This is a genomic window from Asticcacaulis sp. (assembly GCF_051954415.1).
GTDB lineage: Bacteria > Pseudomonadota > Alphaproteobacteria > Caulobacterales > Caulobacteraceae > Asticcacaulis.
In genome coordinates this window covers 175373-198530 of record NZ_JBQCHT010000045.1, presented here as the reverse complement: position 1 = coordinate 198530, position 23158 = coordinate 175373, and the positions used below count along the sequence as shown (strand labels likewise).

Here is a 23158-nt window from a genome sequence, read left to right as displayed (position 1 = left end):
CCCGAACAAATGCCGGATCAAGCCGGAAAAGAAAATGCAATGGAGCCTATTGGCTCCCGATCCGCAGAACGCGAATACCCTTGGCGCGCGCCTTGTCAGCCAGGTTTTCCTGGATACCGGTGCCACCAGCGACCACGATGACCCCGATTGGCAGACACTCCAGCATCTGGTCGTTACGCCGGAAAGGAGCAGCCTTCCCGTGCTTGTTCCAATCCGGCTTAAAGGCGATTTGCGGCACCTTGCGATGATCGGCCCATTTGGCGGCGATGAGTTCGGCACCCTTTGGCGAACCACCATGGACTAGAACCATGTCGGGGTGCTGCCCATGAGCCTTGTCGAGCTTGTCCCAGATCAGGCGGTGATCGGAATAATCAAGGCCGCCGGTGAAGGCGATCTTGGGGCCAGCCGGCATCAAGACCTCGGTGGCTGCCTTGCGCTTCGCGGCCAGGTAGTCGCGACTATCGACCATGGCGGACGTCATGGCCTTGTGGTTGACCTGCGAGCCGTATTTCGGGCGCCAGGGGGTGCGCATGTAGGACTGGTAGAGGTCAGCCGCCTGGTCACGCATCGCCTCCAAGGTGTCACGCCGCCCGATCAGTCCGCGTCCTGCCACGATCAGACGCTCCAGTTCCACAGACCTGACTTCGGAACCATCCTGCTCGTTCTGGCCGCGCCGCTGCGCGACTTCATTGTCGTCGAGCTCACGGCCAAGACGGTCGGCCGCGCGATGGAACAGGTTGACGGCGCCCCAGAGCAGGTCCTCCAGATCGGGCTCCATGGCCGTGTCATCGAAAGTGCCGACGAGAACGTCCATGATTTCAAGGACGGCACCCTGGACCTGGATATCTTCTGGAATCGGACGCGGGTCAGGTTCGTCAAGGTTGGGGCGATAGCCGTATAGCTCAAGCTCGGTCAGATAGTGGTCGGTGGATGAGCCTTGATGTGTGGGTTCAAATTCTGCGTCTTGATAGGTCATGTCCGTTTTCCTCGTCATGTGACCGGCGCCTGCCGGCCTTCATGGCGCCGAAAACCCCATCGACCTGCTGGCTGCACCGGCGCTCGCGCCGGCCGAAACGCAGTGGAGGAGGCTTAAGCCTTGCGGCCAGCAGACGCATGGGGTCGGTCGCCCTCTGAAGAAGGCCGCTGCGCGGGCACCTCTCGACGAGGAGAGGACTGGCGGGACGCGAAGTCCCACTTGGCGGTCACGCCAACACGAACCGCTCGACCAGGTTTTGCGGCAGCTGCGACCGGACATGAGCGGTGAGCCGCTCGCTTCCGAACGTCACCAGGTCGCTGTTCAGGTCGTCAAGCTCCGGCGCCACGAGGTGGACGTCGAGGCCGGCCGCCTGACCGCGGGCGTACAGGGCGTCAGTCGCCGCATCGCCGGCATGGTCATTGTCGCGGATCACCAGAAGCGTCCGCACACTGGCCGGAAACAGCAAGGCCGAAAGGTGATTGGCGCTGGTTGCCGACATCAGCGGTACCGATGGCATGGCCGCCCGCAGGGACAGGGTCGTCTCAAGCCCCTCCCCGACCGCCAATATATCCGCCACGACCCCGAAACGCGTGCCGTTTCCCAGTAGGTCACCCTTGGATCGCCGCTTTGGCTCTACCGGCGCCTTCTCCAGGCCGTCGCGTCGCAAGAAGGTGCGCGATACACCGGTCAGGTCATCCTGCAGGTCCGTAATCGATGCGATCAGACCTGGCCAGAACACGGGTTTTCCGCCTTCGCCAGAGCCATGAAAGCAACGCGGATGAAAACGCAGGGCTTCGAAGTCCGGTTGCCAGACGATCCCGCGACTGTTCAGGTAGATCTCGGCGATCGACCCCTTGAGCGCCCGACTGGATGTGAACAGGCGTGAAGCGAACGCCTTAGCGCGGTCGGTTGGATGGCCCGCCCGCCGGCGCCCCGGAGTGATCGCAGGCATTGGGTCGGGCAGCTTCAGGAAGCGTGACGCTTCGGTGAGGACGATGCGGAACTCTGTCAGCCCCTGGCTCAGACGGATAATGTCGAGCAGGTCGCCAAACTCGCCGGTCGCCTCGTCCACCCATTTGCCCGCTGCGCCCTTGCCCGCCAAGGGGCCGCGCAAACGGACATGCAGGGACTGACCGGGGACGCCTGTGGCGTCCCCCACTCGCCAGTAATTGCCCTCCTTCCTGCCATTGGGCAGATAGGTTCGGCAAACGGCTTCCGCGCGACTCGCCAACAAGGAAGCCAATTCGCTGGCGGAGGACATGACCATCAGCCTGCCTCCTTCTCGCTTACGCGCTCGATCGGCCAGGCGCCGAGCACATGGCCCAAGGCAACGATGCCTTCGGCCGAGACCGGCACGAACATGCGTAGTTTCCAGGTGATGATCTCGTGGAAGAGACCATAAGCCTTGAGCCGGTCACGCATGCTATCGGTAAAGCCCGACAACTCGATGCGGTTCGACCCCATGACGCGAACACGGCGCAGTTGAAGCCCTTCCGCCAACGATAGGATTGTCTTGCCCTCCATCAGAGCCGCGTGGGCATCAGCCGGTTCCAGCGTCACGCCGCCGACCGCACTGGCGTTGGCGACCCAGGCCGCCGATACACACCGTCCCACTATCCGTTCGCCCTCATCCGTTTGAAGGCGGTAGACGCGCGCGCCCTCGCCCGGCAGCCGGTTCCAGATCGGCAACAACAGACCCGAGACCACGTGGAGCGTGTCTTCGGCAAATTCTGGAATAGTTGCAACCTCGGCCTCCCACGCGCCAATGAAGGTGGCGCGCTCAGCCACCCGCCAATGACTATCAGCCATCGAGGCCAGGGATGTAAAGCGTTCATGTTTTGGTCCAATCAAGACGACGCGATCCTCCACGCTTCCATCTTCGAGCAAGAGCCCGCGTGTGCGGTGTTGCAAGCAGGCGTGTCCGGTCTTGCCATTGACCAGGAAAATCCCCGCCCGGGCCTCTGCCTTCTCCAGGACCTCCGCCACGGTCATGACCTCAGACCGCAAACGGCGGCGTATGCTGATCATTGTGGTTTCGGCCCCCGTGGTGGGGTGCTGGTTGATCACCTGACGGTCGGACACCTGGAAGCTCACCGCCTGCAGCGTCTCCAGGCCAAGTTCGTATGTACCCGCCGCAATGGCGCCCTCGATCTTGGCGGACAGCAGGTCTTCAAACGCGGTGAACAGCAGTTCCTGCATCGAGATCGTCAGGGCCAGCAGGCGGTTCAGGAAGGTATTGATCGGCGGCAGGTCGTCGCGGAGACCGTTTTCGTCACAGAGCCGCAGCCCCGTGATTTGCTCAAATTTCTGAAGCGAACAGCCTTCGACCTTGCCGGCATGGATCATCTTGTAGAGCTGACGCAAGGCATCGCGGCCGTAGACGCTCTCCAAATTGTCCTCGGGCCGGAACAACCCTTGACCGCCCGTTTGGCGCTGGCCCCGGGTCAGGGCGCCCAAAGTGTCGAGCCGGCGGGCGATGGTCGCCAGGAACCGGCGCTCCGCCTTGACATTGGTTGCGATCGGCCGGAACACGGGCGGCTGTGCCTGGTTGGTGCGATTGGTCCTCCCCAGCCCTTGGACGGCCGCATCCGCCTTCCAGCCGAACTCCAGCAGATAGTGGACACGCAGGCGCTGGTTCTTGGCCGACAGTTCGGCGTGGTAACTCCGACCGGTCCCGCCCGCTTCCGAGAAGATCAGGATTTGCTTCAGGTCATCCATGAAGGCCTGGGTTTCAACCAGATTTGCGGCACCGGGCCGGCTTTCGACGACATAGCGGTCGCCCTTGCGGACAATACGGCGCGACCGGCCGGTGACTTCGGCCACGGCATCGGTTCCGAAATGCTGGACAATCTGGTCGAGCGCGCCCGGTACCGCCGACAGGCTGGCAAGGTTTTCGATCAACGCGTCGCGAGCCGCGACGGCCGCCCGGCATTCAACGGGCTGGCCATCCTTGTAGACGGCGCGCGAGACGACCTTGCCGTCATCCGTCGAATAGGGCTCATATAGCTGGACCGGGAACGAATGCCGCAAGTAGTCCAGGACGTATTCGCGCGGGGTGATATCGACTTGGATATCGTTCCACTCCTCGGTCGGCACCTCCGACAGGCGACGTTCGGTCAGGGCCTCGCCGGTCGAGACGATCTGGATGACCGCGCTATGGCCCGCGTCAAGGTCCTGCTGGATGGCGCGCAGCAAGGTCGGCGTCTTCATGGAGGTCAGGAGATGACCGAAAAAGCGCTGTTTCGTGCTCTCGAAGGCGCTCTTTGCGGCAGATTTCGCCTGGCGATTCATCGTGCCCGTATCGCCCGTTACCTTGGCCGCTTTCATCGCGGCGTCCAAATGGTTGTGGATAATGGCGAAAGCATCGGCGTAAGCGTCGTAGATCCGCACCTGCTCAGGCGTCAGGTCATGGACCAGCATGTCGTATTCAACGCCCTCGTAGGACAACGATCGGGCGGTGTAGAGGCCCATCGCGCGCAGGTCGCGTGCCAGGACCTCCATGGCCGCCACCCCGCCGTTCTCGATCGCCGCGATGAAATCCGCCCGGTTGGCGAACGGGAAGTCTTCGCCGCCCCACAGCCCCAGGCGCTGGGCATACGCCAGGTTATGGACGTTGGTTGCGCCCGTCGCCGAGACATACACCACACGGGCGTCAGGCAGGGCATGCTGCAGGCGAAGGCCCGCCCTCCCCTGCTGCGACGCCTCGGCGTCACCCCATTCGGTCGAGCCGCCGCCGGCATTTTGCATGCTGTGCGCCTCGTCGAAGATGATCACCCCGTCGAAATCGCGGCCAAGCCAGTCCACGATCTGTTGTATGCGCGATTTCTTGGTGCCACGCTCCTCCGAGCGCAGGGTCGCGTAGGTGGTGAACAGGACGGCCTCGTCGAGCGGAATGACGGCGCCCGGCTTGAACCGGGACAATGGCGTCACTTCCAGGCGTTCGCGGCCCAGGGCTGACCAATCCCGCTGCGCATCCTCCAGCAGCTTGTCGGATTTGGATATCCATAGCGCCTTGCGGCGGCCTTTCAGCCAGTTGTCGAGTATGATGGCCGCGGACTGGCGACCCTTGCCGGCACCGGTGCCATCGCCCAGGAACCAGCCTCGCCGGAATTGAAGGGCGCCGTCCGTGCCCTCAGCCGCTGTGGAGACGAGATCGTAGGTATCGTCGACCGTCCACCAGCCTGACAAGTGCGCGCCGTGGGCTTCGCCAGCATAGATCACCGACTCCAGCTGGGCGTCCGACAGCAGCCCTGCTTCGACCGCCCCGGCGGGCAGATGCGGCCGGTAGCTCGGCTTGGGGGGCGCGACCGATGACATGGCCGCGGATTGGACCAGGACGGTCGGATGGGGCTTCGCGCCCGGGATGCGGAGGCTCTGAAGGCTATATGGCTCGTAAATGGCCTCGGAGAGCCGTGTGGCGGGATCGGGCGCCCAATCCGCCGCGTGGTAGTCGAGCGGCACCCCAGCGGCTTCCTGGGGCGTTCTGAGAGGCTTTCGTGACCTCGCGCCCTCAAAAGCCGACTCGCCCGCAACGTTCGCTGGCAATGCGGCGCCCCGGAAAGCGGTATGGGAGACTGCCGGGCGGGGCGGCAGGTCAGCGTCAATCCATCTCATTAGGGTTTCAACGTCCTGGGCCATGCCATGGGACGCGTGCAGCAAGCTTGGGTCAGATGCCGGCACCTTGTCGATGACGGTCAGCCGCGTCTCGACGGTCGTGCCATGTTTGGCATAGACAGATCCGTCGATCGCAGCGCTGAAGACAATACGCCCGACCTGCTGGACCTCGACAAAGGCATCCCGCCAGGCCGGCTCATCCGGCGACAAGGAAGCGCCCGTGATCGCCACCAGGCGCCCGCCCGGCGCCAGCCGGTGGAGGGCGGAACGGATATGCTTCATCGCCGCGCCCTGGACGGGGCCTCTGACGCCCTTCAGCACCGAAAATGGCGGGTTCATCAGGATGACCGAGGGTTTCAGTGCCGGATCGAGGTAGTCGTCGATCTGGGCGGCGTCGAAACGGGATCGCGCCACCCGCGGAAAGAGGAGATCGAGCACATCGGCCCGACCGGGCGCCAGTTCATTGAGGATAAGCCCGGCACCCATCATCTCGGCCAGCACTGCGAGCATGCCCGTGCCCGCCGATGGCTCAAGGACCAAATCCGCAATATCTAGTTGCGCGGCGGCCGCGGCGACCCAGCCCAACGGCAGGGGTGTCGAGAACTGCTGATAGGTCTGGCTGTCGACCGAACGACGGGTGTGCGTCGGCAGGAGCGAGGCCACCTTGTGCAGGGTCGGCAGGAGGGCCGAGGCCGCCGGCACCTTGCGCTTCAGGACCTGGCCATACTTGCGGATGAACAGGACACTGGCGATCCCGCACGCATCATATGCCGTCTTCCAGTCCCACGCGCCTTCGGCATCGGTGCCCCGGAAAGCCGCCTGCATCGCTGATCGTAAGACCGATGCGTTGATGCGGCCGCCGACCTCCATGGTGGGCAACAAAGCCGTTGCGGCAGTGTACGTTGCCTCGGCGACCTTGCGGGACGCATGGGCTGAAGTCGGGTGGGCTGAAAACGAATGGGCGGTTGCCAACGAGGTGGCAGGAAGCATGGCGTTCATCGATTAATCCTCGCGAAAGGTGTGGAAATGACGAACCAGGGCTTTCTCTTTCGCACCTGGCTCACTCCCTGCCCCGCCGCCTCTCCCTCTAGCCGGGCCAATGAAAGACGGCGCCTGATGCAGGGATCAGGCGCCGCGCAAAGGAGGCAAGAAGTCAGTCGATGGCGCCGAAGATCGCGGCAGCCTCCGGATGGCTGGCGGCATATTCATGAAGCCGTTGGAACGCCTCGCTCAGTCGCTCGGACTCGAACTGAAACGACAGGTGCGAGAGGGTGAACAAGGTCACAATAATGCCGGCGGCGTCGGATGAGGCCGTGCCGTGGTAGCCGTTGGTGTCGCATGTGATGCGATACAGGTCTTTTTCCGGCGGAACCATGTAGAGCGGCCGCCCATCGAGCGCATAAAATTCCCAATATCCGCCGCCATAGTCCTGAGGGCTCAGCCAGCCCATGAAGTTGTAGATGGCGTTCTCGCCAACGAGGAAATGCTCGTAGCCGAACAGCGAGGGAAGGAAGGTTTCACGGTCGTCGTCACCGACGGCAAGCGCGATGGGACGGTTCGTGTCAGGGGTCGTGGGATTGGACATATCGGTCTCCGAAGTGGGGTTTGAGGGAGAACCCGGCCTCTAGGCTCGGCCTGGCTCACCCCCTTCCCGCCACCTCTCCCTCCTCGGTGTCAGACGAACAGGGTGCCGTCCGCCCTGAACCGACAGTCGCCCGCCGCGAGGGCGTCATCGACCACCGCGTCGGAGGTCAGGTGTTCGTATTCGCGTTCGAGCCTGCGGTAGAGCCACCGGGCCAGATCTCGCAGCCCTTCCTTCACGACTTCCTCGGCATCGTTGGAAGGTCCCTGATCGGATCTGTCACGGTCGACGTCAATCACCATGGAATACTCATGGTAATACCGGCCACGGTGCAGGATGTTCGCCTCGAGCTGATAGAAATTGCGGCGCTGGATCTCCGCCAGGGTTCGCGCAATCTGATGCAGTTCCTTGTCAAAAGGCGCATATGCGCGGATGGCCGAAGCGCTATCCCTGCGGTAGCGGTAGGTGCCCTCGAAGTAGGCGCCATCACCCTGGCTCCAAAAGCCACGGAAATAGATGTTTGCCTTTTGGCGCGAGCCGCCTCCCATCAGCGGCACCGATGCTGTGCGAAGGGTAACACCAAGCAGCGGGCAGATGGCTTCGAACTCGTCGTAGATAGTCTGGAACCAAGGATAGTCGAGGCTGTTCACGCGATAAATATCGCGCGCATGCGTCTTGGCTTCGTCCGACAGTTCGTCGAACGCAAAGACCGTAACTTGAATCTTTTGCGGCATGGTTGCCTCCAAAATGAAACCCGGCGCGATGGCCGGGTTCCGTGGACGAAAGAATTACTCGGCGGCGATCGACGACGGGTCACCATCCAGTGTGTCTTCGCTCGGGTCATCGAGAAAGGCTGGTAGCGCGGCGACCGCCTCGAACGTTTCTGGTGCTGCCTGGTCAGGACCGCGTAGCACCTCCGGCAGCCAGCCAACGTCGGCCAGCAACCGCTCGGCTTCGACGACCATGTCGCCCTTTTTCAGGTGGTCGATCATTTGGGCCGACCGCTCGCCACAGCCCTCTCGGACCGCCTCAAGAATGCGGGCCCGCGGAACGCGGTTGAGGTAGGTATCGGCCGTGGGACGCCAGCCGAGGGCCACGAGATCAAGCTCTGTCGCCTGCGCCAGGCGCTCTGCCTGCTTCATGCGGCAATCGATCCCACGCTGGGTCGTCGAACCGTTGGGGTTGGGACGTTCCATGACGGCGTCGACGCCATAGCTTACGCAGAAGGCGAGCAGTTCCATGCGGACCTCGTCGCTTTCGGCCTCCAGCCAGTCCCAGAGCACCTGGTCATCGGCTGGGACGACATCGGCCCACAGTTCACGGCAGTGTGCCATGGATGCAGCCGGCGGCGTCTCGTTCAGGTCCTTCTGCGCGATGCCCACCAATTGTGGGGCGGAGACGAACACCCCTAGGCAGGCGCCGCCATAGCGGTGCTGGAATGTATCGCTGACCAGCTTATGAAGCAGGAGCGTCATGGCAACCCGGGGATTGCGGGCCACGGCGTCCCGCAGGGCAACGGTGCGGAAGGCGGTCAGCTCCAGGAGCAGCCGTTCCGGGAGGGGACGCAAGGTGTCGCCCTCCCCGTCATCAGGCGGGGTGGCAGATAGCGGAGCAGCCCCATGCGAAATGATCGCCGCTTCTCTCACCGGCTTGTCCAAACCGGTGCCTCCAGCCTCGCCGCTGACGTCATCAGCGTGCGTTTCCAGTTCAGGTTCATCTTCGGGCCGCACATAACCGCGCATGATCAGCGGCTGGCCGTCGCGGGCGATGGAGACAATGACGCCGGCAAAAACCATCTCGGCGGGATCGAACCTGGCCTCACCGGTCTTTTCCAAAGCCTCGATGGCTGTTTCAAGCTCGCCAAGGCGCTGGTCGACCTCATCGGGGAGGTCGTCGTCATAGTCTGCAAACCGCTCCTGGATCTCGTCATACTCGGACCTGAGCACTTCAAGCGTCACCTGGTCTTCCGCGCTGAGCGCCGCCGCCAGCGGCGGCAGGATACGAAGACCATCGGTAAAGCCGTATGGCACAGAAGCGAGCACCTCGATCCACTTCCACCCCTCCCCTTTCAGATCGTGGGCGACGGCTTGCAGCTTTTCGTTGGCCAGCCGGTCGAGCAGGACGGGGTCCTGGAACCATCCGCCATTGTCGGCATGGAACAGGTCCTTGAGGATCTGGCCTCCTGCCGCCTCGTAGGCTTCGGTTCCCACGAAGAGCGCCAGACGATCGGTTGCCGGAACGGTACTGTCGGTGAGCATGCGCTTGATCGTCGATGTATGTTTTTCCCATGCGGTAAGCTTGCCGAACGCTTCCCAGACCTGTTCCTGGCGCGCATGGTCTCCGGTAATCGAAAAGGCCATCAGCTGTTCGAGCGTCATGCCGTCGGCGGCATATAGCTCGAGCAGGGTTGGCGAAACCGCCGCCAGGCGTAGGCGCTGCTTGACGACGGAGACCCCGACGAAATACCGCGCGGCGATGTCCTCCTCACTCATGTTTTGCCGGCGCAGCGCTAAGAAGGCCCGATACTGGTCGAGCGGATGCAGGGCGACGCGGTGCGTATTTTCGGCCAGGCTGTCGTCTTCGATCGACGTCTCGCTGGCCTCGCCACGGATAACGCACGGAATGGGCGCCGTCTTCGGCAAGCGCTTGGCCTTGACCAAAAGCTCAAGTGCGCGGAAACGCCGGCCGCCGGCGGGCACCTCGTACTTCCCGGTGTGCTGGCCGTTTTCGTCAAGGATCGGCCGGACATTGAGGCTCTGTAGGAGCCCCCTGACGCCGATGTCTTCGCTGAGTTCCTGGATAGATACGCCGGCATTGACCTGGCGAACATTGGCTTGGGATAGCACCAGTTTGTTGAAAGCGATATCGAGCGAGCGGCTGAGTGGGACGACTTTGGTAGTAGTGGTCATTTGCAGGTTTCCTGACGAGCGATCGAAAGCCTCTCTTTCAACCTTCACCTCGTCAGCTTTCCGAAGGCCTTCTCTCCCTCTGCTGATCACGAAGATTTGGAATGCCGAGGTACGGGAATCGGGATTTCAGGGGCGCCACTACATTTGCCAGACCGCCCTGACCGCGGGGACACCGACAGACAGTTTTATCGGGATTTCAGGGGCGTGAGGGTTCTCGGCAAGACAGGCGCTATGCGACCCTCTCAAGGTCGCTAAAGCGCCGTATCATTTATTCACAGCTCTTAGAGGGTTAAGAAGAGTCTTGTTAAATATAAAAGTTATAGAGTTAAACGGTCAAAAAACGCCATTTTTTGATTTCAGATCAATTGCTTAGATAAACGTCTGGTCCCTATTGTCCCGACGAATCGGCCCCTCTAGTCCCGAATCCGCCGCCCTTATAGTCCCGATTGAAAAAGCCCTTAAAATCCCGATGCTTACGCTCAAATTATCCACAGGGCGGGACAGGTTCAGATGGCCCCTAAAGTCCCGACAGGATATCCAGACCTGGCAGGGCGGGCGATAGCACGATCCGGTGCCGGGTGGCGACACCGCATTGCTCACGCGAGCCGACAAGGAACGCATTGAAATATTTACTTTTCAGAAACCATTCTGAGTCCGCCCCTAATATCCCGACGAGTCGAATGGAACCGCCAATTTCTGTACCTTCGCCCCTAATATCCCGAGTAATTTCCGGGAGCGGCCAGACGCCTGGGAAAAACATACCCTCAAAATATCCTTTTCAGACGCGGGTTTAACGCCATGTCTGATCTAAGAGGATGATGTCGGCCCCTTATATCCCGACGATTCGGGAGCACGCGGTGGAACCAATGCAATCGGCCCCTATTGTCCCGATAGATACTTCGTTTAAGTCATTGATTTCGTTGCGTGGCCCCTAATATCCCGAGTGGAGCGTTCGACGCTGTGCGGAAAATCTGTGACCAGATCGTAGGAACGCGTAACCGGCCCCTGAAATCCCGACCGTTCTCAGCGGGCCTGGACCAGGCGTGGGTTCTTTCCACTGTCGATCAGTTCCGCACGGGCGTCCTCTCGTGCAATCTGCTGGAGGTGCTCGAGCTCAGCGGCGATCTTCGCGGCCTCGACTTCGTCCCGGATAAAGCTACGATCAATGAAGTGAACCGCGGGCTGCCCGTCAACCAGTGTGGTGGCCGACATCTGGTAGCGTGGCAAGTCGTTCTTTTTTATGGAATTGCGCAACATTTCGGCAAATTTCTTAGTCGAACTGTCGCTACCCGTCTTCTTCTGCAGGGCGGAGAAGCCGCACGTCCATCCCTGCCGCTGAGCGCCGGCGTGCTTGCGGGCCACGCGATACAGGGCCCGGTCGAGGCCACCGGTCAGCAGGAAGTATTCCCGATCAAGGGTCAGCACGTTTTCGGTCTTGCTGATGGCGTTGAAGATCCAGGTTGGCAAGGTAAGCGACAGGCTTGTCACCTTCTCCATCTGGTCGGGCGTTTCTATACGCCCCTCCCCTTCAAACTCCGCCAGCCAGTTGAAGGTCGCGAAACGGCCTTTCTTGGCGCGGATGTTCGTGGAAATCGACGTGTGGTGAAGTCGATTAAGCGCTTCGAAGAGCAACCTGTACTCGCGTCCGCCCGTGTCCCGGGCAATGCCGCGCAGGAGCTCGTAAGGCGTGGTATGAATCGTCGCGGATTCCATGTTCCGGCCACGGTCGCGTTCCTGGACGACCCTGGAGATCAGCCAGATTAGGATATCGCAGTCCCAGATCGTCGCCATGCCGAATTCGGGGTTGGCCCGGACCTTGACGACAACCTCGTGGTCGTCGCTTTCATATTCGATTGGCTTGTTGCGCTTCTTCTTTGAAATCGAGAAAAACGGCCGCTCCATAAGCGAGCGCTCGTCCTTTGGGCTGTAATCGATGATATCTCTGATGAAGAGATCACGTACAGGATGGGGATCGATGCGCTTGACCATTGGTGGCGGACTTTCGAGTTGCTGAAATGCCGTCAAGACGACGGAATCGACTCACTTGCGTACTGGTTGATGACTGGATCGGAGTTTCGCGCAATTTGCAATGCGCAGACGCCCCCTGCCCTATCTGACGCCTTGGGCTGCGCGGTACTGGCTGATCGCGTCTTCAATGATGTCCGGAAGGCTAAGGCCTGTTTCCGAAGCGTGGTCACGCATCCAGCGGGCCGTTTCGGTCGTGATCTTCACCGTCAGGGGTGCGTCGCGGGGCACACGATTGCGAACCACGCGTCCCGCATCGCGGTGGGCGGACGAATGACCGCTTTTATCAAAGCCTTGCTGGCGAGCAATGGTTGCGATGTCAGCTGCCGGCGTTTGAGGTGCGTTTACGCGCGGAGCGGACGGCAGCAAGGGCTTACGGGCGGAGATGACGCTATCCATTAGGCGACTTCCTTCTGTTGGCTGCGGACAATGCTTTCAGCAACGGCTTCTGCGAACCGGAGGCCCTCATCTATGGCCTTGCCGATGCCGGGCACCTCCTTTTTGTCGAGACGGCCGAGAATGGTGCTGTAGCTGAATAGGGAGCGGTAGGCATCTCTTTCGCAAACCTCGAAAATTACTGGGATTCCTGCATCAATAGCCGCCTTGGCGGTATTGTCCATCTCGCGGCTTTTGATCGCCGGCGGCACACGGTTCCAGACAATGCCGTAGGCCCGCTGGACCTGACTTTGTGAGTTGTATTGCGCGACCAGGGCCGCGGTTGACATGGCGTCCTTTAGGTCCATCGTGGACTTGTTGGCGGGAATGAGAATGCAATCCGAGTTGAAGACGGCATTGGCCAGGATCAGGCTTGCGGAGCCTTCGACATCGACGATGACAACGTCGAAATTTGTGCGGCCCCAGGCGATCTTGTCCGCGATGGTCTTATGATCGGCGGTCGTCACCTTGATGTTTTCCGGCAACCGGGACGCATCGTACCATTCGGTGGCCAGCCGCTGTGCCGCGTCGGCATCAATTATGAGGACGGAATATTCGGATACGGCGTACACGCCGGCCAGGACAACACTGAGGGTGCTCTTGCCCGGCCCTCCCTTGCTCGAAGCCATACAAATCACGGTCGACATTTGCAACTCCTGTCCCGCTGCCGGGCGGGTGCTGATGTGGCGCTTGCCCCGTACCGTACCAGTCAAGGGCAAGTCCTTGATAAGTCGTTTACCTTAACAAGGCGTTAAACCGCCTGCTGCCGTGCCTTGCATTGTCGTGCGCCTGTCCATCCAAAGTCATTTACAAGTCACTGGCCGGGGTTGCGCATGGCCTCTAGCGCGCTTGCAAAAGCCCGGTGCTTGCCAGTTGCGTGTGCTGTGCTGGTAGATGTCAGGCGCTGGCCTAGTGTCGGTATCTGACTGCCGCAAGACTTGCGCCTGCAATGCGCCAGGCAAGTGCCGCTACAAGGCTTGTGCTTGCCCAATACAAGTATTGTGCCAGTACGGTGCAATGTTGAGGGAATTCAATAGGTTGTTCTAACCAGAACGGATGCAAAGGTATCTTGACGCCGAGTCGTCGATTAAGACAACACCGTTTTCCACACCCAGCCATCCCATTGTTGAGGACAAGCGGCCGCCGCGCGACGACCGCAGGGCAGGGGGCGGTAGCCTTGGATGGATTCCTGAAGTATCAATAACCCGCGCAGAATGGCGCAAATATCATCCGGAAATGTCGGCTTGACGTGTCGACCCGAACGAAGCCGACACCCGTATCTACCACGTTCGCGGATAGACGCCCGCAGTTTTGACGCTTCGGGCCCGTCGCAGGCCAGTAAAAATAAAACTCAAACAATAAACAGATGGACGCCGGCCGAAGGATGTAGACAATGCCTGAGACGAGTCGGAGAAAGCAAACGGTGCTGAATTACGCCAGGGTTCATCGCAAGGAGCCCCAATTCAAAGAGACGGTAACGATCATTCGAGCAGATCATTTGATTGTCCGTCAGCGCGACGACAATGCGTTTACTATCCTTGTCCGCGACCCAGCGACAAACACCGAATACGTCTTGTCGAAAACGCGAGTAAGCGGCGTTGAGAGAACCTTCACAAATCTCGGGCGGTGCGTCCAGTTCGCGGTCCGGGTGTTCGGTTTAAGGGTTATCCATTTCGACCTGCTCGATGGCCCTTTTACGGATTCGGATTCCGCGTAATTCGCCAATGACGCGAGTCAGGGGATGCAAGCTCTCGTAAAAGGCACTTTCCGGCGACTTTATGCAACATTAGACTGTCGAAATTGCATATCGGCAGCACAAAATGTCATTTCGTCGCAATTTCGGGTTGCCAAGCGCTGTCGCCCGTACTATGGGTAGTTTTGTACCTTTAACGTAACTCACTGACAATCTTGAAGAAATGGCGTGCGAGATGGATTTCGCTGCGTTGGCGGAGCTTTGCGCCCCGAATATGGGGGCTGACATCCTGTCTGGAATTGTGGCCGTGGAGTCGAGCGGGAACCCTTACGCGATAGGCGTGGTGGGTGCCCATCTCCAACGCCAGCCACGGTCGCTGGCGGAGGCCATCGCGACAACGGAGATGCTGGAGACGGCGGGATACAATTACTCGCTCGGCCTGACCCAAATTAATCGCATGCATTTCGCCCGGTTTGGCCTGACGGGCGCGAATGCCTTCGATCCTTGCCGTAATATCCGCGCCAGTTCGGTCATCTGGAACGATTGCCTGGATAGGGCAGGGGGCTCGGATAGCCGGTTTGGCGACGCGCTGAGCTGTTACAATTCCGGCAACTTCACGACCGGATATCGCAATGGCTACGTAACACGCGTGCTGAATGCACGCCTGTCGCTGCCGGCAAATGGACGAGAGTCCGGCGCCATTGATGTTGTGCCTGACCAGCCTCCCGCAGGCCGCCGCGTAACCACGCCCGCGCGCAAGTCCGTGCCGGAAGCTTTGCTGACCACACCCTCATCCTCTCAAACCCCCAAAGGGCAGGCGGAACCGACCGCGCTGCTGTTCTAGGAGAATCGACATGACCCCACAGGCTGAAAAGCGGATCGCGCGTCTTGGCTATCTGACAGGATTCTGCATGGCCCTGGCGACACCGGCCTTTGCCCAGGTCACGCAACTCACCAACGGCCTGAACTGGATCAAAGGCACGATCACCGGGATCGGTGTCGTGGTCATCATCATCGCGATTATGTGGACGGGCATCCAGATGATGTTCCAGCACGCCAAGTGGTCGCAGGTCGCCCACATATTTTTCGGGGGCATTCTGGTCGGCGGTGCGGCGGCCATCGGGCCGCAGCTGTTCGGCGGCGGCGCGACCAGCTGAGGTTTTGCCATGTCGTTCCGTGACCCCGTTTTCCGAGGCTGCACGCGGCCTGCCATGTTCCTTGGCGCGCCGATGGTGCCTGTAATCTTGCTGGCGGGGGCTACCGTGTTGATTGGCATGCTAGGCCTGTTCGTCAACCTCCTGGTCCCGCTGGCGATCGTACCTGTCACAGTCCCGATCTATGCCTGGATGCGCGTGATGACCAAGGCCGACGATCAAAGGCTCAGCCAGCTGATCCTGCGCATCCGCCTGCGCACCCGCATGGCCGTCTCTTCCCATGCCTGGGGCGCCATCACCTATGTTCCACTGACCTACAAGAAAAGGTAGGCCGATGAAATCAAGACGCCAGATCAAGGAAGCGGCATCTGCGCAGGTGTCATCCAGTGCGTTCATCCCGTTCGCAAACCACATCGCGCCCAATGTCCTGAAGCTGCGGCGCTGCGGCGACCTGGTTGCCACCTGGCGACTGGCGGGCATCGGCTTCGAAACCCGGGACGAGGAGGCGATCAGCGGCGCCAAGAACGGACTTGTGAACCTGCTCAGAAGTCTGGGCGGGGGGCAATGGGCCGTGTGGTCGCACAAGGTGCGCCGAAGGGTCAGGGAGCGTCTGGCGGGCGGTGGTAGCAACCCTTTCGCCGCCAGGCTTACCAATGAATACTATGCCAGCTTCGACAGGCACCGCCAGATGCGGACCGAGCTCTTCGTGACGATCATCTATCGACCGGGTATCGGGCAAATGCCCAACCTGTTTGGCCGCATGTTTGGCGCCGGGCGACGGTCCATCGAGGACATCACGGCGTCGGACCGGCAGGCTATGGATGAGCTGGAGGACGCGGCCAACATGGTCGAACGTGCTCTGGAGCCGTATCGGCCCGAGCGGCTTACCTGTTACCCACGCGCTGGCCACACCTATTCGGAGCTTCTGCAATTCTACGGATACCTGGTCAACGGCATCTGGGAAGAGGTGCCGATGCGTCGGGCCGGCATCGAGACCTACCTGCCATCGAGCCGTCTGCACTTCGGCAATTCCAACGGCCGGCTGCAGCTGATACATCCCGCCGGCCAGAGGTTTGTCGGGTTCCTCGATATCCAGGACTATCCGCGCTGGACCGAAAGCGGCATTGGCAACGCGATCCTCTATTCGGATTACGAATATATCGAGACCCAGAGTTTTTCGCTCCTGAACCGGCGGGACGCCCAGTCGGCGCTCGAGCGTCAGCGCGGCCACATGCAGGCCGCCGAGGACGCTTCGGCCACGGAAATCGCAGAGATTACAGGCGCGCTGGACGATCTGGTGTCGGGGCAGATCGAGGTCGGCGAATATCATTATTCGCTTGCCGTGATGACCGAGACGCCGGAGGCGCTCACCAAGGCCATGGCGGACGCCCGCGCCGTGCTGCAGGACCAGGCGGGGTTCAAGGTCTCACCCATCGACGTCATTCCCGAGGCGGCCTGGTTCGCGCAGCTGCCGGGGAACTGGGAGCTGCGACCGCGGGAAGCGAAGCTTACCAGCCGAAACTTCGCCGGGCTTTCGCCCTTCCATAATTTCGAAAGCGGCAAGCGCGACGGCAACCCGTGGGGAGAGGCGGTGGCCCTGTTCCAGACGCCGTCTGGCCAACCCTATTATTTCAACTTCCATGTCTCCCCGGCTTACCGCAACTCGGTAGGGGAGGCATTGCCGGGAAACACCTTCATCTGCGGCGCCACGGGCGCCGGCAAGACGGTGCTGCAGACCAGCCTGCTGGCGTTTTCCCTCAAATACCCTGGCCTCAGGGCCGTTTGCTTCGACAAGGACCGGGGGATGGAAATCGGCATCAGGGCCCTGGGCGGCGTCTACCGGGCATTGGAGCGCGGCAGGCCTACCGGTTTCAATCCCTTCCAGTTGGAGTCTACGGACGAGAATATCCAGTTCGTCGAACGGCTCATGCGCCTGCTTGTCGGGGAGGCACCGACGGCGCGCGAAGAGAACGAGATTTCCCATGCCGTGCGGACGGTCATGTCCGATCGCATTGAGCGTGGCGTGCGATGCCTGTCCCTGGTCGTGCAGAACCTGTCGGCGGTCGGCGACAATTCCCTGGCGGAGCGGTTGCGCAAATGGCAGCGCGGCCAGCCCTTGGGGTGGGTGTTCGACAACCCCGTGGACGAACTGGACTTCGGGACGGGCAACCTGTTCGGCTTTGACTACACCGAATTCCTCGATGATCCCGAGGTGCGGACGCCGGTGATGGCCTATCTGCTGCACAGCACGGAATCCCTGATCGACGGCCGGCCGTTCATCTATGTGATGGAGGAATTCTGGAAGTCCTTGATGGACCCGCATTTCAGCGATTTCGCCAGGGATAAGCAGAAGACGATCCGCAAGCAGGGCGGTCTTGGGATTTTCGTGACGCAATCACCGTCTGACGTCCTGACGCATCCGATTGGCAAGACGATGGTGGAGCAATCCGTAACTCAAATCTATCTGCCCAATCCACGCGCCGACCGGGCCGACTATGTCGACGGCTTCAAGCTAACCGAGGCCGAGTTCGACATCGTGCGGTCGCTTTCCGACACGTCCCGGACCTTCCTGGTCAAGCAAGGCCAGTCCAGTGCGATTTGCCGGTTCGACCTGGCCGGCATGGATGAGGTCTTGAGCGTGGTCTCGGGCACGACCGAAAACATCATGCTGCTCGATGAGCTGCGTGCCGCTGTCGGTGACGATCCAAAGGATTGGCTGCCGAAGTTCCTCGAACAACGCCGATCCCGCGCCAACAGGAGACTATCCGCATGAACACGCTGACAGTCATAGCCGTGAGCCTGGCCATTATCACTCCGGTCGTCGCTGACGCAGCGCCCAAGAAAAAAGGCGCCCTTGACGACACGACTGATCTCTTTGCGATGGTGACTCCAGATCGCCGGCTAGGCGATCTGACTCGTCGAAAATGGCTGACGTTGTGGCCAGTCGACGGTCGAGAATACTGGGCCGCCTGGGATTGCAAAGGCAAACGCTGCGATACTCCCAAGCGCGCGCATATTCGCGCCACGGCAAAGCTCATTCCGCGGACCGATGCCGATCCGAAGCCACTGCCGCCCGACACGTCAGCGCCGAAGAATCGGTGACTTTGATGGACTTTTTTCAATCGTTCGAATTGGGTATGGATACCCGCCTCGACCAATACCTCAGTGGCACCGCATCAGCGCTGTGTGCGATGATCGCACCCGCCGTTGCGGCGGGTGTCGTTATCTATATCATGCTGATCGGCTACGCGATTATTCGCGGCGAGGCCAGCGACAGCCTCCATTCGGCGCTATGGAAGACGGTGAAGTGGTCGCTGGTCGCTGCCGTTGCGCTGAGCGCGGGCGGCTTCAACACCTACATTGCCGGCAGTCTCAACGGTTTGGAAACGGCACTGTTCCAGGCGACGACAGGGGCAAATGGGGGCGGAGAACTCCTTGATCACGCCTTGGCGGCCTTCATCGAGCTGTTCAACCAGCTCGTCGAGAACGTCAAGGGTGACGGAATGGGCATGTTCCCCAATATTGCCGTCTGCTTCGCCATTTTGCTCCTGGCGCTTGGCTGCTTTGTCTTCTTCGGCCTGGCGGTCTGCGTCTTCATGCTGGCCAAGGTCGCCGGCGTTCTGGTCCTGGCCCTCGGTCCGGCCTTCATCGCCACCCTGATCTTTCCACCGATCCAACGCTTCGCCGACGCCTGGCTGTCAGCGGCGCTCAACACAGTGATCATCAAGGTTCTCGCGGGCATAATCCTCACCATCAGCACCTTGTTCCTGAAGGGCGTTATTGACCAGGTTTCAGGGAACTTCGATACGACGGCGGTGCTGATGGACTGCCTGAAGATCATGGTGATGTCCGTCTCCTTCGGCGCCATCTTCGGCTACCTGCCGATGCTGTCGGCACAACTGGTCGGCGGCTCGCCCCTGCCGCACCTCGCCCTGCCGCGCCTGAACACTTCCGGCGGGCAACGCGGACAACCATTGTCCCAGCCGACGTCCTTCAGCGGTGGCCACATCCAGCACGACCGCAGCCTTGCCCTCAATACGGGCATCCCGGCCTACCGCCGCAATGTCATCGGCCATTTGAACAGATAGGTGACCCATGTTCCAAGCCTTCAAACGCTATACCCGATTCATCCATGTCTCTGTCGCCGTCATCGCATTGGCCTTGCCTGCCGGCGCGGCGTTCGCCATCGGGGGGCTGGGTGATATTGTCTACGACCCCAGCAATTATGCCCAGGCCATCAAGCAGGTGCAGGCGTGGGAGCAGCAGTATCGCCAGATGACCCAGGCTTTGGCCAAGGCCGAGGGCACGTACCAAAGCGTCAAGAGCCAGGTCGATGCGCTGACGGGTGTGCGTGGGTTCGGCGACATCCTGAACAATCCCGCCCTGCGGGCAATCGTGCCACCCGATCTCAGCGCCTCCCTGGCCGATCTGAATACGACCGGCAGCCTGGCGGGCAGGGCGCTATCGCTACGCAATGCCTCCCGCATTTATGACTGTTCGGACGTTGCCAATGAAAAGGCGCGCCTCAGTTGCCAGGCCCTCTTGAGCCAGAACGCCCAGGCCCAGGCTTTCCAGCAAGAGACCATGGCGCTACTGAACCAGCGCACGACCCAGATCGATGCGCTGCGGGCGGAGATCAGTGCCACCCAGGACCCCAAGGCCATTGCCGAGCTGCAGGCACGGCTGGCGGCCGAGCAGGCGCAGGTCGACAATGACCAGACCAAGATTGCCCTGGCCAGCGCCATGTTGGTGTCGAACAGGCAGGCCGCGGCCCAGGCGCGCTCAGAACGCGTTGAGGCCCTGATGGCGACCAACAAGACCTCCGCGCTCGACGGCTTCTCCTTTGCGGACCTCGGCTATGCCAATCAACGGTCCGGGGTGGAGGAATAGGATGCCGCGTAATGGGGAAGGGGCGACGGCCTTGCCGAACCTGTTTGCAGCGGCGGCGAGCTGGGAAACCGATCGGACGGCCCTGCTCGAGAGAAGCGAGCGCCGGGCCTGGCTTGTCGCCGGCGGCGCCAGCATCCTGACGGTCGTGGCGTTAGTGGCCGTGGTCGCCATGTTGCCGCTTAAGCGGGTCGTGCCCTATGTCTATTCGCTCGATCGCCAGACAGGCCAGATGACGCTGATGGATGCGGCGGGCCAGCGGACGGTCGTCAGTAACCAGGACCTGCTCGACAAGCATTTCGCCAATGCCTACGTTATCGCCCGTGAAAGTTATGACTGGCGTATCCTGCAAACGGATTTCGACGATACGGTGGCCTTCTCGTCGCCGCAGGTGGGCCGCGACTATGTCGGCCGGTTCGACGGCCCGCGGGCTGTAACCAGGGTCTGGGGGCCAAACACCGAGCGGCACGTGACGGTGACGTCGATCCAGCTGGCGCCGGATGCGGTCAGCAAGAAGGTGGTCGTCAGGTACACCGTCCAGCAGCGCGATCTCCAGACCAACACCTTGCAGCCGCTCGAGCACTATATCGCCACGCTGGCATATGAATATCATCCGGAGCGCTCCGGCAAGGAGCAGGACCTGATCCGCAATCCCCTCGGCTACACCGTCACCATGTTCCGGGCCGATCCCGAGATCGGTGGCGTACCCGGCATCACGCCCGGTTCGGAAGGGGAGGGGCGCTGATGCTGACGGCACTGTTGTTCCTGGCCGCGGCCACGCCGGCCACGCCTATACCCTATTCGCCTCCGGCCGATCCGCGCATACGAACCATCCCATTCACCTCCGACAGCGTCATCACGGTGCCGGTGTCGCGCGGCGTGGTCACGCGCATCGTTCTGGAACCTGGCGAGCGCATCATAGCGGCCGCGACCGGCGTGCCGTCGAAGTGCGAGAACGAGCAACTACAGTGGTGCGTCGTTGCCAATGCCGACGGCAATGAGATCTGGGTGAAGCCCAAGGTCGGCGCGGGACGCAACAACCTCGAACTGAAGACCGACCGCCATGACTACAGTTTCGAATTCGTCGTCGGCACGGCTGTGACTTACCGCGTGGTCCTGACCTATCCACCCTCGCCGGCGGCCCCTGCGAACCTGCCACCGGATGAAGCGGCATTGGTGGCCGAACGCATGGCCGCGGCACAGCCCATTGAGAAGAACAGCGCCTACTCGGTCGAAGCCAACAGGAAAGGCGCGGATATCCGGCCGGCGGCGGTTTTCGACGACGGGCGTTTCACCTATTTCCGGTTTCCCGGAAACAGCGAACTGCCGACCATTTTCGTCATCGGCGCCGACGGCAAGGAAGCCCGCGCCAATTTCAACATGCAGGGAGACCTCATGGTCGTGCAGCGTCTCGGTCGGAAGTTTGTCCTGAGGCTTGGCAAGTCCGTCGTGTCGGTATGGAACGAGCACTACGATCCCATTGGCGAGACACAAGCCGAGGGTTCAACGGTGCCCGGTATATCGCGCGAGCCGGTGGAGGTGAAGCATGCAAGCTGATCCTTCCAACGAACAAGATGTTTTCTCCCCACCGGAGCCCGGAGCCATGGCCGAGCCGATCGTCTCGGTCAATGATCGCGGCAAGCGTGGCGGCGGCGGTGTGGCGCCATTCATCATGATCGGGGCCATTGTGCTTGTTGTCCTGGTGTTTGGGGCACTGACCCTGAACGTCGTCCGGTCAAAACTGGCTGGACCCAAGGAGCGGGCGCCGGGTGAAGCCGCGGCTTCCGGCTTGAGCCGTTCGTTTGCGACCGAGGATCCGCCACCCTTGCCGGGCGCGGCATCGGCGACGGCCGATGCCGCTCGCTCCGTCCGTTGCCCGGACGGATCTTCTGGCAGTGAGTTGCGCGGAACCGATGGGGTTGTTGTACGTAACGCGGCCGGCCAAAGCGTCAGGGTATGCCCGAACGGACAGGTCCTGGGCGCCTCGCCGGGATCGGCGGCCGCACAGCCAATACCTGCGGTCCGCACGGCGTCACCGACGACTGTCACGGCGTCTCGCAGCAATGGACCAGACATGATGGCCTTGGAGGCGCCCATGATGCTCAACGACGGCAAATATGGCGCGGCGCAGCCGTCCGCCGGCGGGTATTCCCCCGATGCCGTCCTCGCGGCCCTGCAGGCGCCTGTGACGGGCAGTAAGGCACCAAGTGAGGGATTGCTGACCGGGGCGCCTGCCGACGCCCTGGAACGGCAGCTGACGCCATCCACCACGCCCATGGTCCAGGCGAGCCGATTGGCGGACCTCAGCACGCTGCTGCCAAAGGGACGTACGATCGATTGCGGCCTGTCGGTGCGGGTCGTATCGTCCCTGGCCGGCCTTGCCACCTGCATCGTGACGCAAAATGTCTATTCGGCAAATGGGCGAGTGTTGTTGATCGAACGCGGCAGCGAGGCGGTCGGCGAGTATCGGTCAGGTGTGACCCGTGGCCAGCGGCGCCTGTTCATCCTCTGGAACCGGATCATTACCCCGGCGGGTGTGGTCATCAACCTGCAGTCTCCCGGCGCTGACCCGCTCGGTGGAACCGGGCTCGAAGGGCAGGTGGACAATCATTGGTTCGAGCGGATCGGCTCCGCCTTCCTGCTATCGACGATCCAGGATGGCATCCAGTACGAAATCGCCGATGCGCAGGCCCGCTCCGGGGGCGCGACCTTCGTCATGGGCAACACGGCCCAGACCGGTAATCAGATGGCGCAACGCGTGCTCGACGACACGATCGGCATTCCGCCGACCCTTTACAAGAACCAGGGCGACCGGACGGTTATCTATGTCGCCCGAGATTTGGACTTCTCCAGTGTCTACACACTCCGCGCCCGTCCTTAGCT

At 61.4% G+C, this 23158-nt stretch carries 19 protein-coding genes; 10 read left to right on the top strand and 9 right to left on the bottom strand.

The window, feature by feature from the left end:
- Nucleotides 1-46: 46 nt before the first annotated feature.
- The 9 genes from ACTHND_RS17760 to ACTHND_RS17720 form a co-directional block, all read right to left on the bottom strand.
- Nucleotides 47-976: a DUF2493 domain-containing protein gene (locus ACTHND_RS17760; RefSeq protein WP_440179304.1), complete on the bottom strand. Its 930-nt coding sequence runs from the start codon at nt 974-976 to the stop codon at nt 47-49.
- Between the two features lie 226 nt (nt 977-1202).
- Nucleotides 1203-2135, bottom strand: coding sequence for a DUF7146 domain-containing protein (locus tag ACTHND_RS17755; protein ID WP_440179303.1), 933 nt, complete (start codon nt 2133-2135; stop codon nt 1203-1205).
- 107 nt (nt 2136-2242) lie between these two features.
- Entirely contained in the window at nt 2243-6589 is a 4347-nt protein-coding gene (locus ACTHND_RS17750) for a strawberry notch-like NTP hydrolase domain-containing protein (protein WP_440179302.1), read from the bottom strand.
- A 154-nt stretch (nt 6590-6743) separates the two neighbouring features.
- Nucleotides 6744-7175, bottom strand: coding sequence for an antirestriction protein (locus tag ACTHND_RS17745; protein ID WP_440179301.1), 432 nt, complete (start codon nt 7173-7175; stop codon nt 6744-6746).
- A gap of 89 nt (nt 7176-7264) precedes the next feature.
- Nucleotides 7265-7906, bottom strand: coding sequence for an antitoxin of toxin-antitoxin stability system (locus tag ACTHND_RS17740; RefSeq protein WP_440179300.1), 642 nt, complete (start codon nt 7904-7906; stop codon nt 7265-7267).
- A 54-nt stretch (nt 7907-7960) separates the two neighbouring features.
- Nucleotides 7961-10081, bottom strand: a complete 2121-nt coding sequence (locus ACTHND_RS17735; RefSeq protein WP_440179299.1) for a ParB/RepB/Spo0J family partition protein — start codon at nt 10079-10081, stop codon at nt 7961-7963.
- Nucleotides 10082-11104: 1023 nt separating this feature from the next.
- Nucleotides 11105-12070: a replication initiator protein A gene (locus tag ACTHND_RS17730; RefSeq protein ID WP_440179298.1), complete on the bottom strand. Its 966-nt coding sequence runs from the start codon at nt 12068-12070 to the stop codon at nt 11105-11107.
- A 120-nt stretch (nt 12071-12190) separates the two neighbouring features.
- Nucleotides 12191-12505, bottom strand: coding sequence for a hypothetical protein (locus ACTHND_RS17725; protein WP_440179297.1), 315 nt, complete (start codon nt 12503-12505; stop codon nt 12191-12193).
- Nucleotides 12505-13188, bottom strand: a complete 684-nt coding sequence (locus ACTHND_RS17720) for a ParA family protein (RefSeq protein WP_440179296.1) — start codon at nt 13186-13188, stop codon at nt 12505-12507. The genes ACTHND_RS17725 and ACTHND_RS17720 overlap by 1 nt, the downstream gene beginning before the upstream one ends.
- Nucleotides 13189-14469: 1281 nt before the next feature.
- On the opposite strand from ACTHND_RS17720, the gene ACTHND_RS17715 reads away from it, so the two are divergent.
- From ACTHND_RS17715 to virB10, 10 genes are all read left to right on the top strand, one after another.
- Nucleotides 14470-15078 carry a lytic transglycosylase domain-containing protein gene (locus tag ACTHND_RS17715; RefSeq protein WP_440179295.1) on the top strand — a complete coding sequence of 203 codons (609 nt, stop codon included), beginning with the start codon at nt 14470-14472 and terminating at the stop codon, nt 15076-15078.
- 10 nt (nt 15079-15088) lie between these two features.
- Nucleotides 15089-15391: a TrbC/VirB2 family protein gene (locus ACTHND_RS17710; protein ID WP_440179294.1), complete on the top strand. Its 303-nt coding sequence runs from the start codon at nt 15089-15091 to the stop codon at nt 15389-15391.
- Between the two features lie 9 nt (nt 15392-15400).
- Entirely contained in the window at nt 15401-15718 is a 318-nt protein-coding gene (locus tag ACTHND_RS17705) for a type IV secretion system protein VirB3 (protein ID WP_440179293.1), read from the top strand.
- 4 nt (nt 15719-15722) lie between these two features.
- Complete coding sequence (locus ACTHND_RS17700) at nt 15723-18161, top strand: VirB4 family type IV secretion/conjugal transfer ATPase (RefSeq protein WP_440179292.1); 2439 nt, start codon at nt 15723-15725, stop codon at nt 18159-18161.
- Nucleotides 18158-18490: a hypothetical protein gene (locus tag ACTHND_RS17695; RefSeq protein WP_440179291.1), complete on the top strand. Its 333-nt coding sequence runs from the start codon at nt 18158-18160 to the stop codon at nt 18488-18490. Before ACTHND_RS17700 ends, ACTHND_RS17695 begins: the two co-directional genes overlap by 4 nt.
- An 89-nt stretch (nt 18491-18579) precedes the next feature.
- Nucleotides 18580-19476 carry a type IV secretion system protein gene (locus ACTHND_RS17690; RefSeq protein WP_440179290.1) on the top strand — a complete coding sequence of 299 codons (897 nt, stop codon included), beginning with the start codon at nt 18580-18582 and terminating at the stop codon, nt 19474-19476.
- Between the two features lie 7 nt (nt 19477-19483).
- Nucleotides 19484-20278: a type IV secretion system protein gene (locus ACTHND_RS17685; protein WP_440179289.1), complete on the top strand. Its 795-nt coding sequence runs from the start codon at nt 19484-19486 to the stop codon at nt 20276-20278.
- Nucleotide 20279: 1 nt separating this feature from the next.
- Nucleotides 20280-21020, top strand: coding sequence for a virB8 family protein (locus ACTHND_RS17680; RefSeq protein ID WP_440179288.1), 741 nt, complete (start codon nt 20280-20282; stop codon nt 21018-21020).
- Nucleotides 21020-21832 (top strand): TrbG/VirB9 family P-type conjugative transfer protein, encoded by an 813-nt coding sequence (locus tag ACTHND_RS17675; protein WP_440179287.1) that lies wholly within the window; start codon nt 21020-21022, stop codon nt 21830-21832. Before ACTHND_RS17680 ends, ACTHND_RS17675 begins: the two co-directional genes overlap by 1 nt.
- A 46-nt stretch (nt 21833-21878) precedes the next feature.
- The gene (virB10, locus tag ACTHND_RS17670; RefSeq protein WP_440179286.1) at nt 21879-23156 is read left to right on the top strand and encodes a type IV secretion system protein VirB10; all 1278 of its coding nucleotides are present in this window, start codon (nt 21879-21881) and stop codon (nt 23154-23156) included.
- The last annotated feature ends 2 nt before the right edge of the window (nt 23157-23158 follow it).

Excerpts from the sequence above, each read along its gene's own strand:
- ACTHND_RS17760 (WP_440179304.1), bottom strand. The coding sequence starts at position 976 with ATGACCTATCAAGACGCAGAATTTGAACCCACACATCAAGGCTCATCC.
- ACTHND_RS17750 (WP_440179302.1), bottom strand. The coding sequence starts at position 6,589 with ATGAACGCCATGCTTCCTGCCACCTCGTTGGCAACCGCCCATTCGTTT.
- ACTHND_RS17745 (WP_440179301.1), bottom strand. The coding sequence starts at position 7,175 with ATGTCCAATCCCACGACCCCTGACACGAACCGTCCCATCGCGCTTGCC.
- ACTHND_RS17740 (WP_440179300.1), bottom strand. The coding sequence starts at position 7,906 with ATGCCGCAAAAGATTCAAGTTACGGTCTTTGCGTTCGACGAACTGTCG.
- ACTHND_RS17735 (WP_440179299.1), bottom strand. The coding sequence starts at position 10,081 with ATGACCACTACTACCAAAGTCGTCCCACTCAGCCGCTCGCTCGATATC.
- ACTHND_RS17730 (WP_440179298.1), bottom strand. The coding sequence starts at position 12,070 with ATGGTCAAGCGCATCGATCCCCATCCTGTACGTGATCTCTTCATCAGA.
- ACTHND_RS17725 (WP_440179297.1), bottom strand. The coding sequence starts at position 12,505 with ATGGATAGCGTCATCTCCGCCCGTAAGCCCTTGCTGCCGTCCGCTCCG.
- ACTHND_RS17720 (WP_440179296.1), bottom strand. The coding sequence starts at position 13,188 with ATGTCGACCGTGATTTGTATGGCTTCGAGCAAGGGAGGGCCGGGCAAG.
- ACTHND_RS17715 (WP_440179295.1), top strand. The coding sequence starts at position 14,470 with ATGGATTTCGCTGCGTTGGCGGAGCTTTGCGCCCCGAATATGGGGGCT.
- ACTHND_RS17710 (WP_440179294.1), top strand. The coding sequence starts at position 15,089 with ATGACCCCACAGGCTGAAAAGCGGATCGCGCGTCTTGGCTATCTGACA.
- ACTHND_RS17705 (WP_440179293.1), top strand. The coding sequence starts at position 15,401 with ATGTCGTTCCGTGACCCCGTTTTCCGAGGCTGCACGCGGCCTGCCATG.
- ACTHND_RS17700 (WP_440179292.1), top strand. The coding sequence starts at position 15,723 with ATGAAATCAAGACGCCAGATCAAGGAAGCGGCATCTGCGCAGGTGTCA.
- ACTHND_RS17695 (WP_440179291.1), top strand. The coding sequence starts at position 18,158 with ATGAACACGCTGACAGTCATAGCCGTGAGCCTGGCCATTATCACTCCG.
- ACTHND_RS17690 (WP_440179290.1), top strand. The coding sequence starts at position 18,580 with ATGATCGCACCCGCCGTTGCGGCGGGTGTCGTTATCTATATCATGCTG.
- ACTHND_RS17685 (WP_440179289.1), top strand. The coding sequence starts at position 19,484 with ATGTTCCAAGCCTTCAAACGCTATACCCGATTCATCCATGTCTCTGTC.
- ACTHND_RS17680 (WP_440179288.1), top strand. The coding sequence starts at position 20,280 with ATGCCGCGTAATGGGGAAGGGGCGACGGCCTTGCCGAACCTGTTTGCA.
- ACTHND_RS17675 (WP_440179287.1), top strand. The coding sequence starts at position 21,020 with ATGCTGACGGCACTGTTGTTCCTGGCCGCGGCCACGCCGGCCACGCCT.
- virB10 (WP_440179286.1), top strand. The coding sequence starts at position 21,879 with ATGGCCGAGCCGATCGTCTCGGTCAATGATCGCGGCAAGCGTGGCGGC.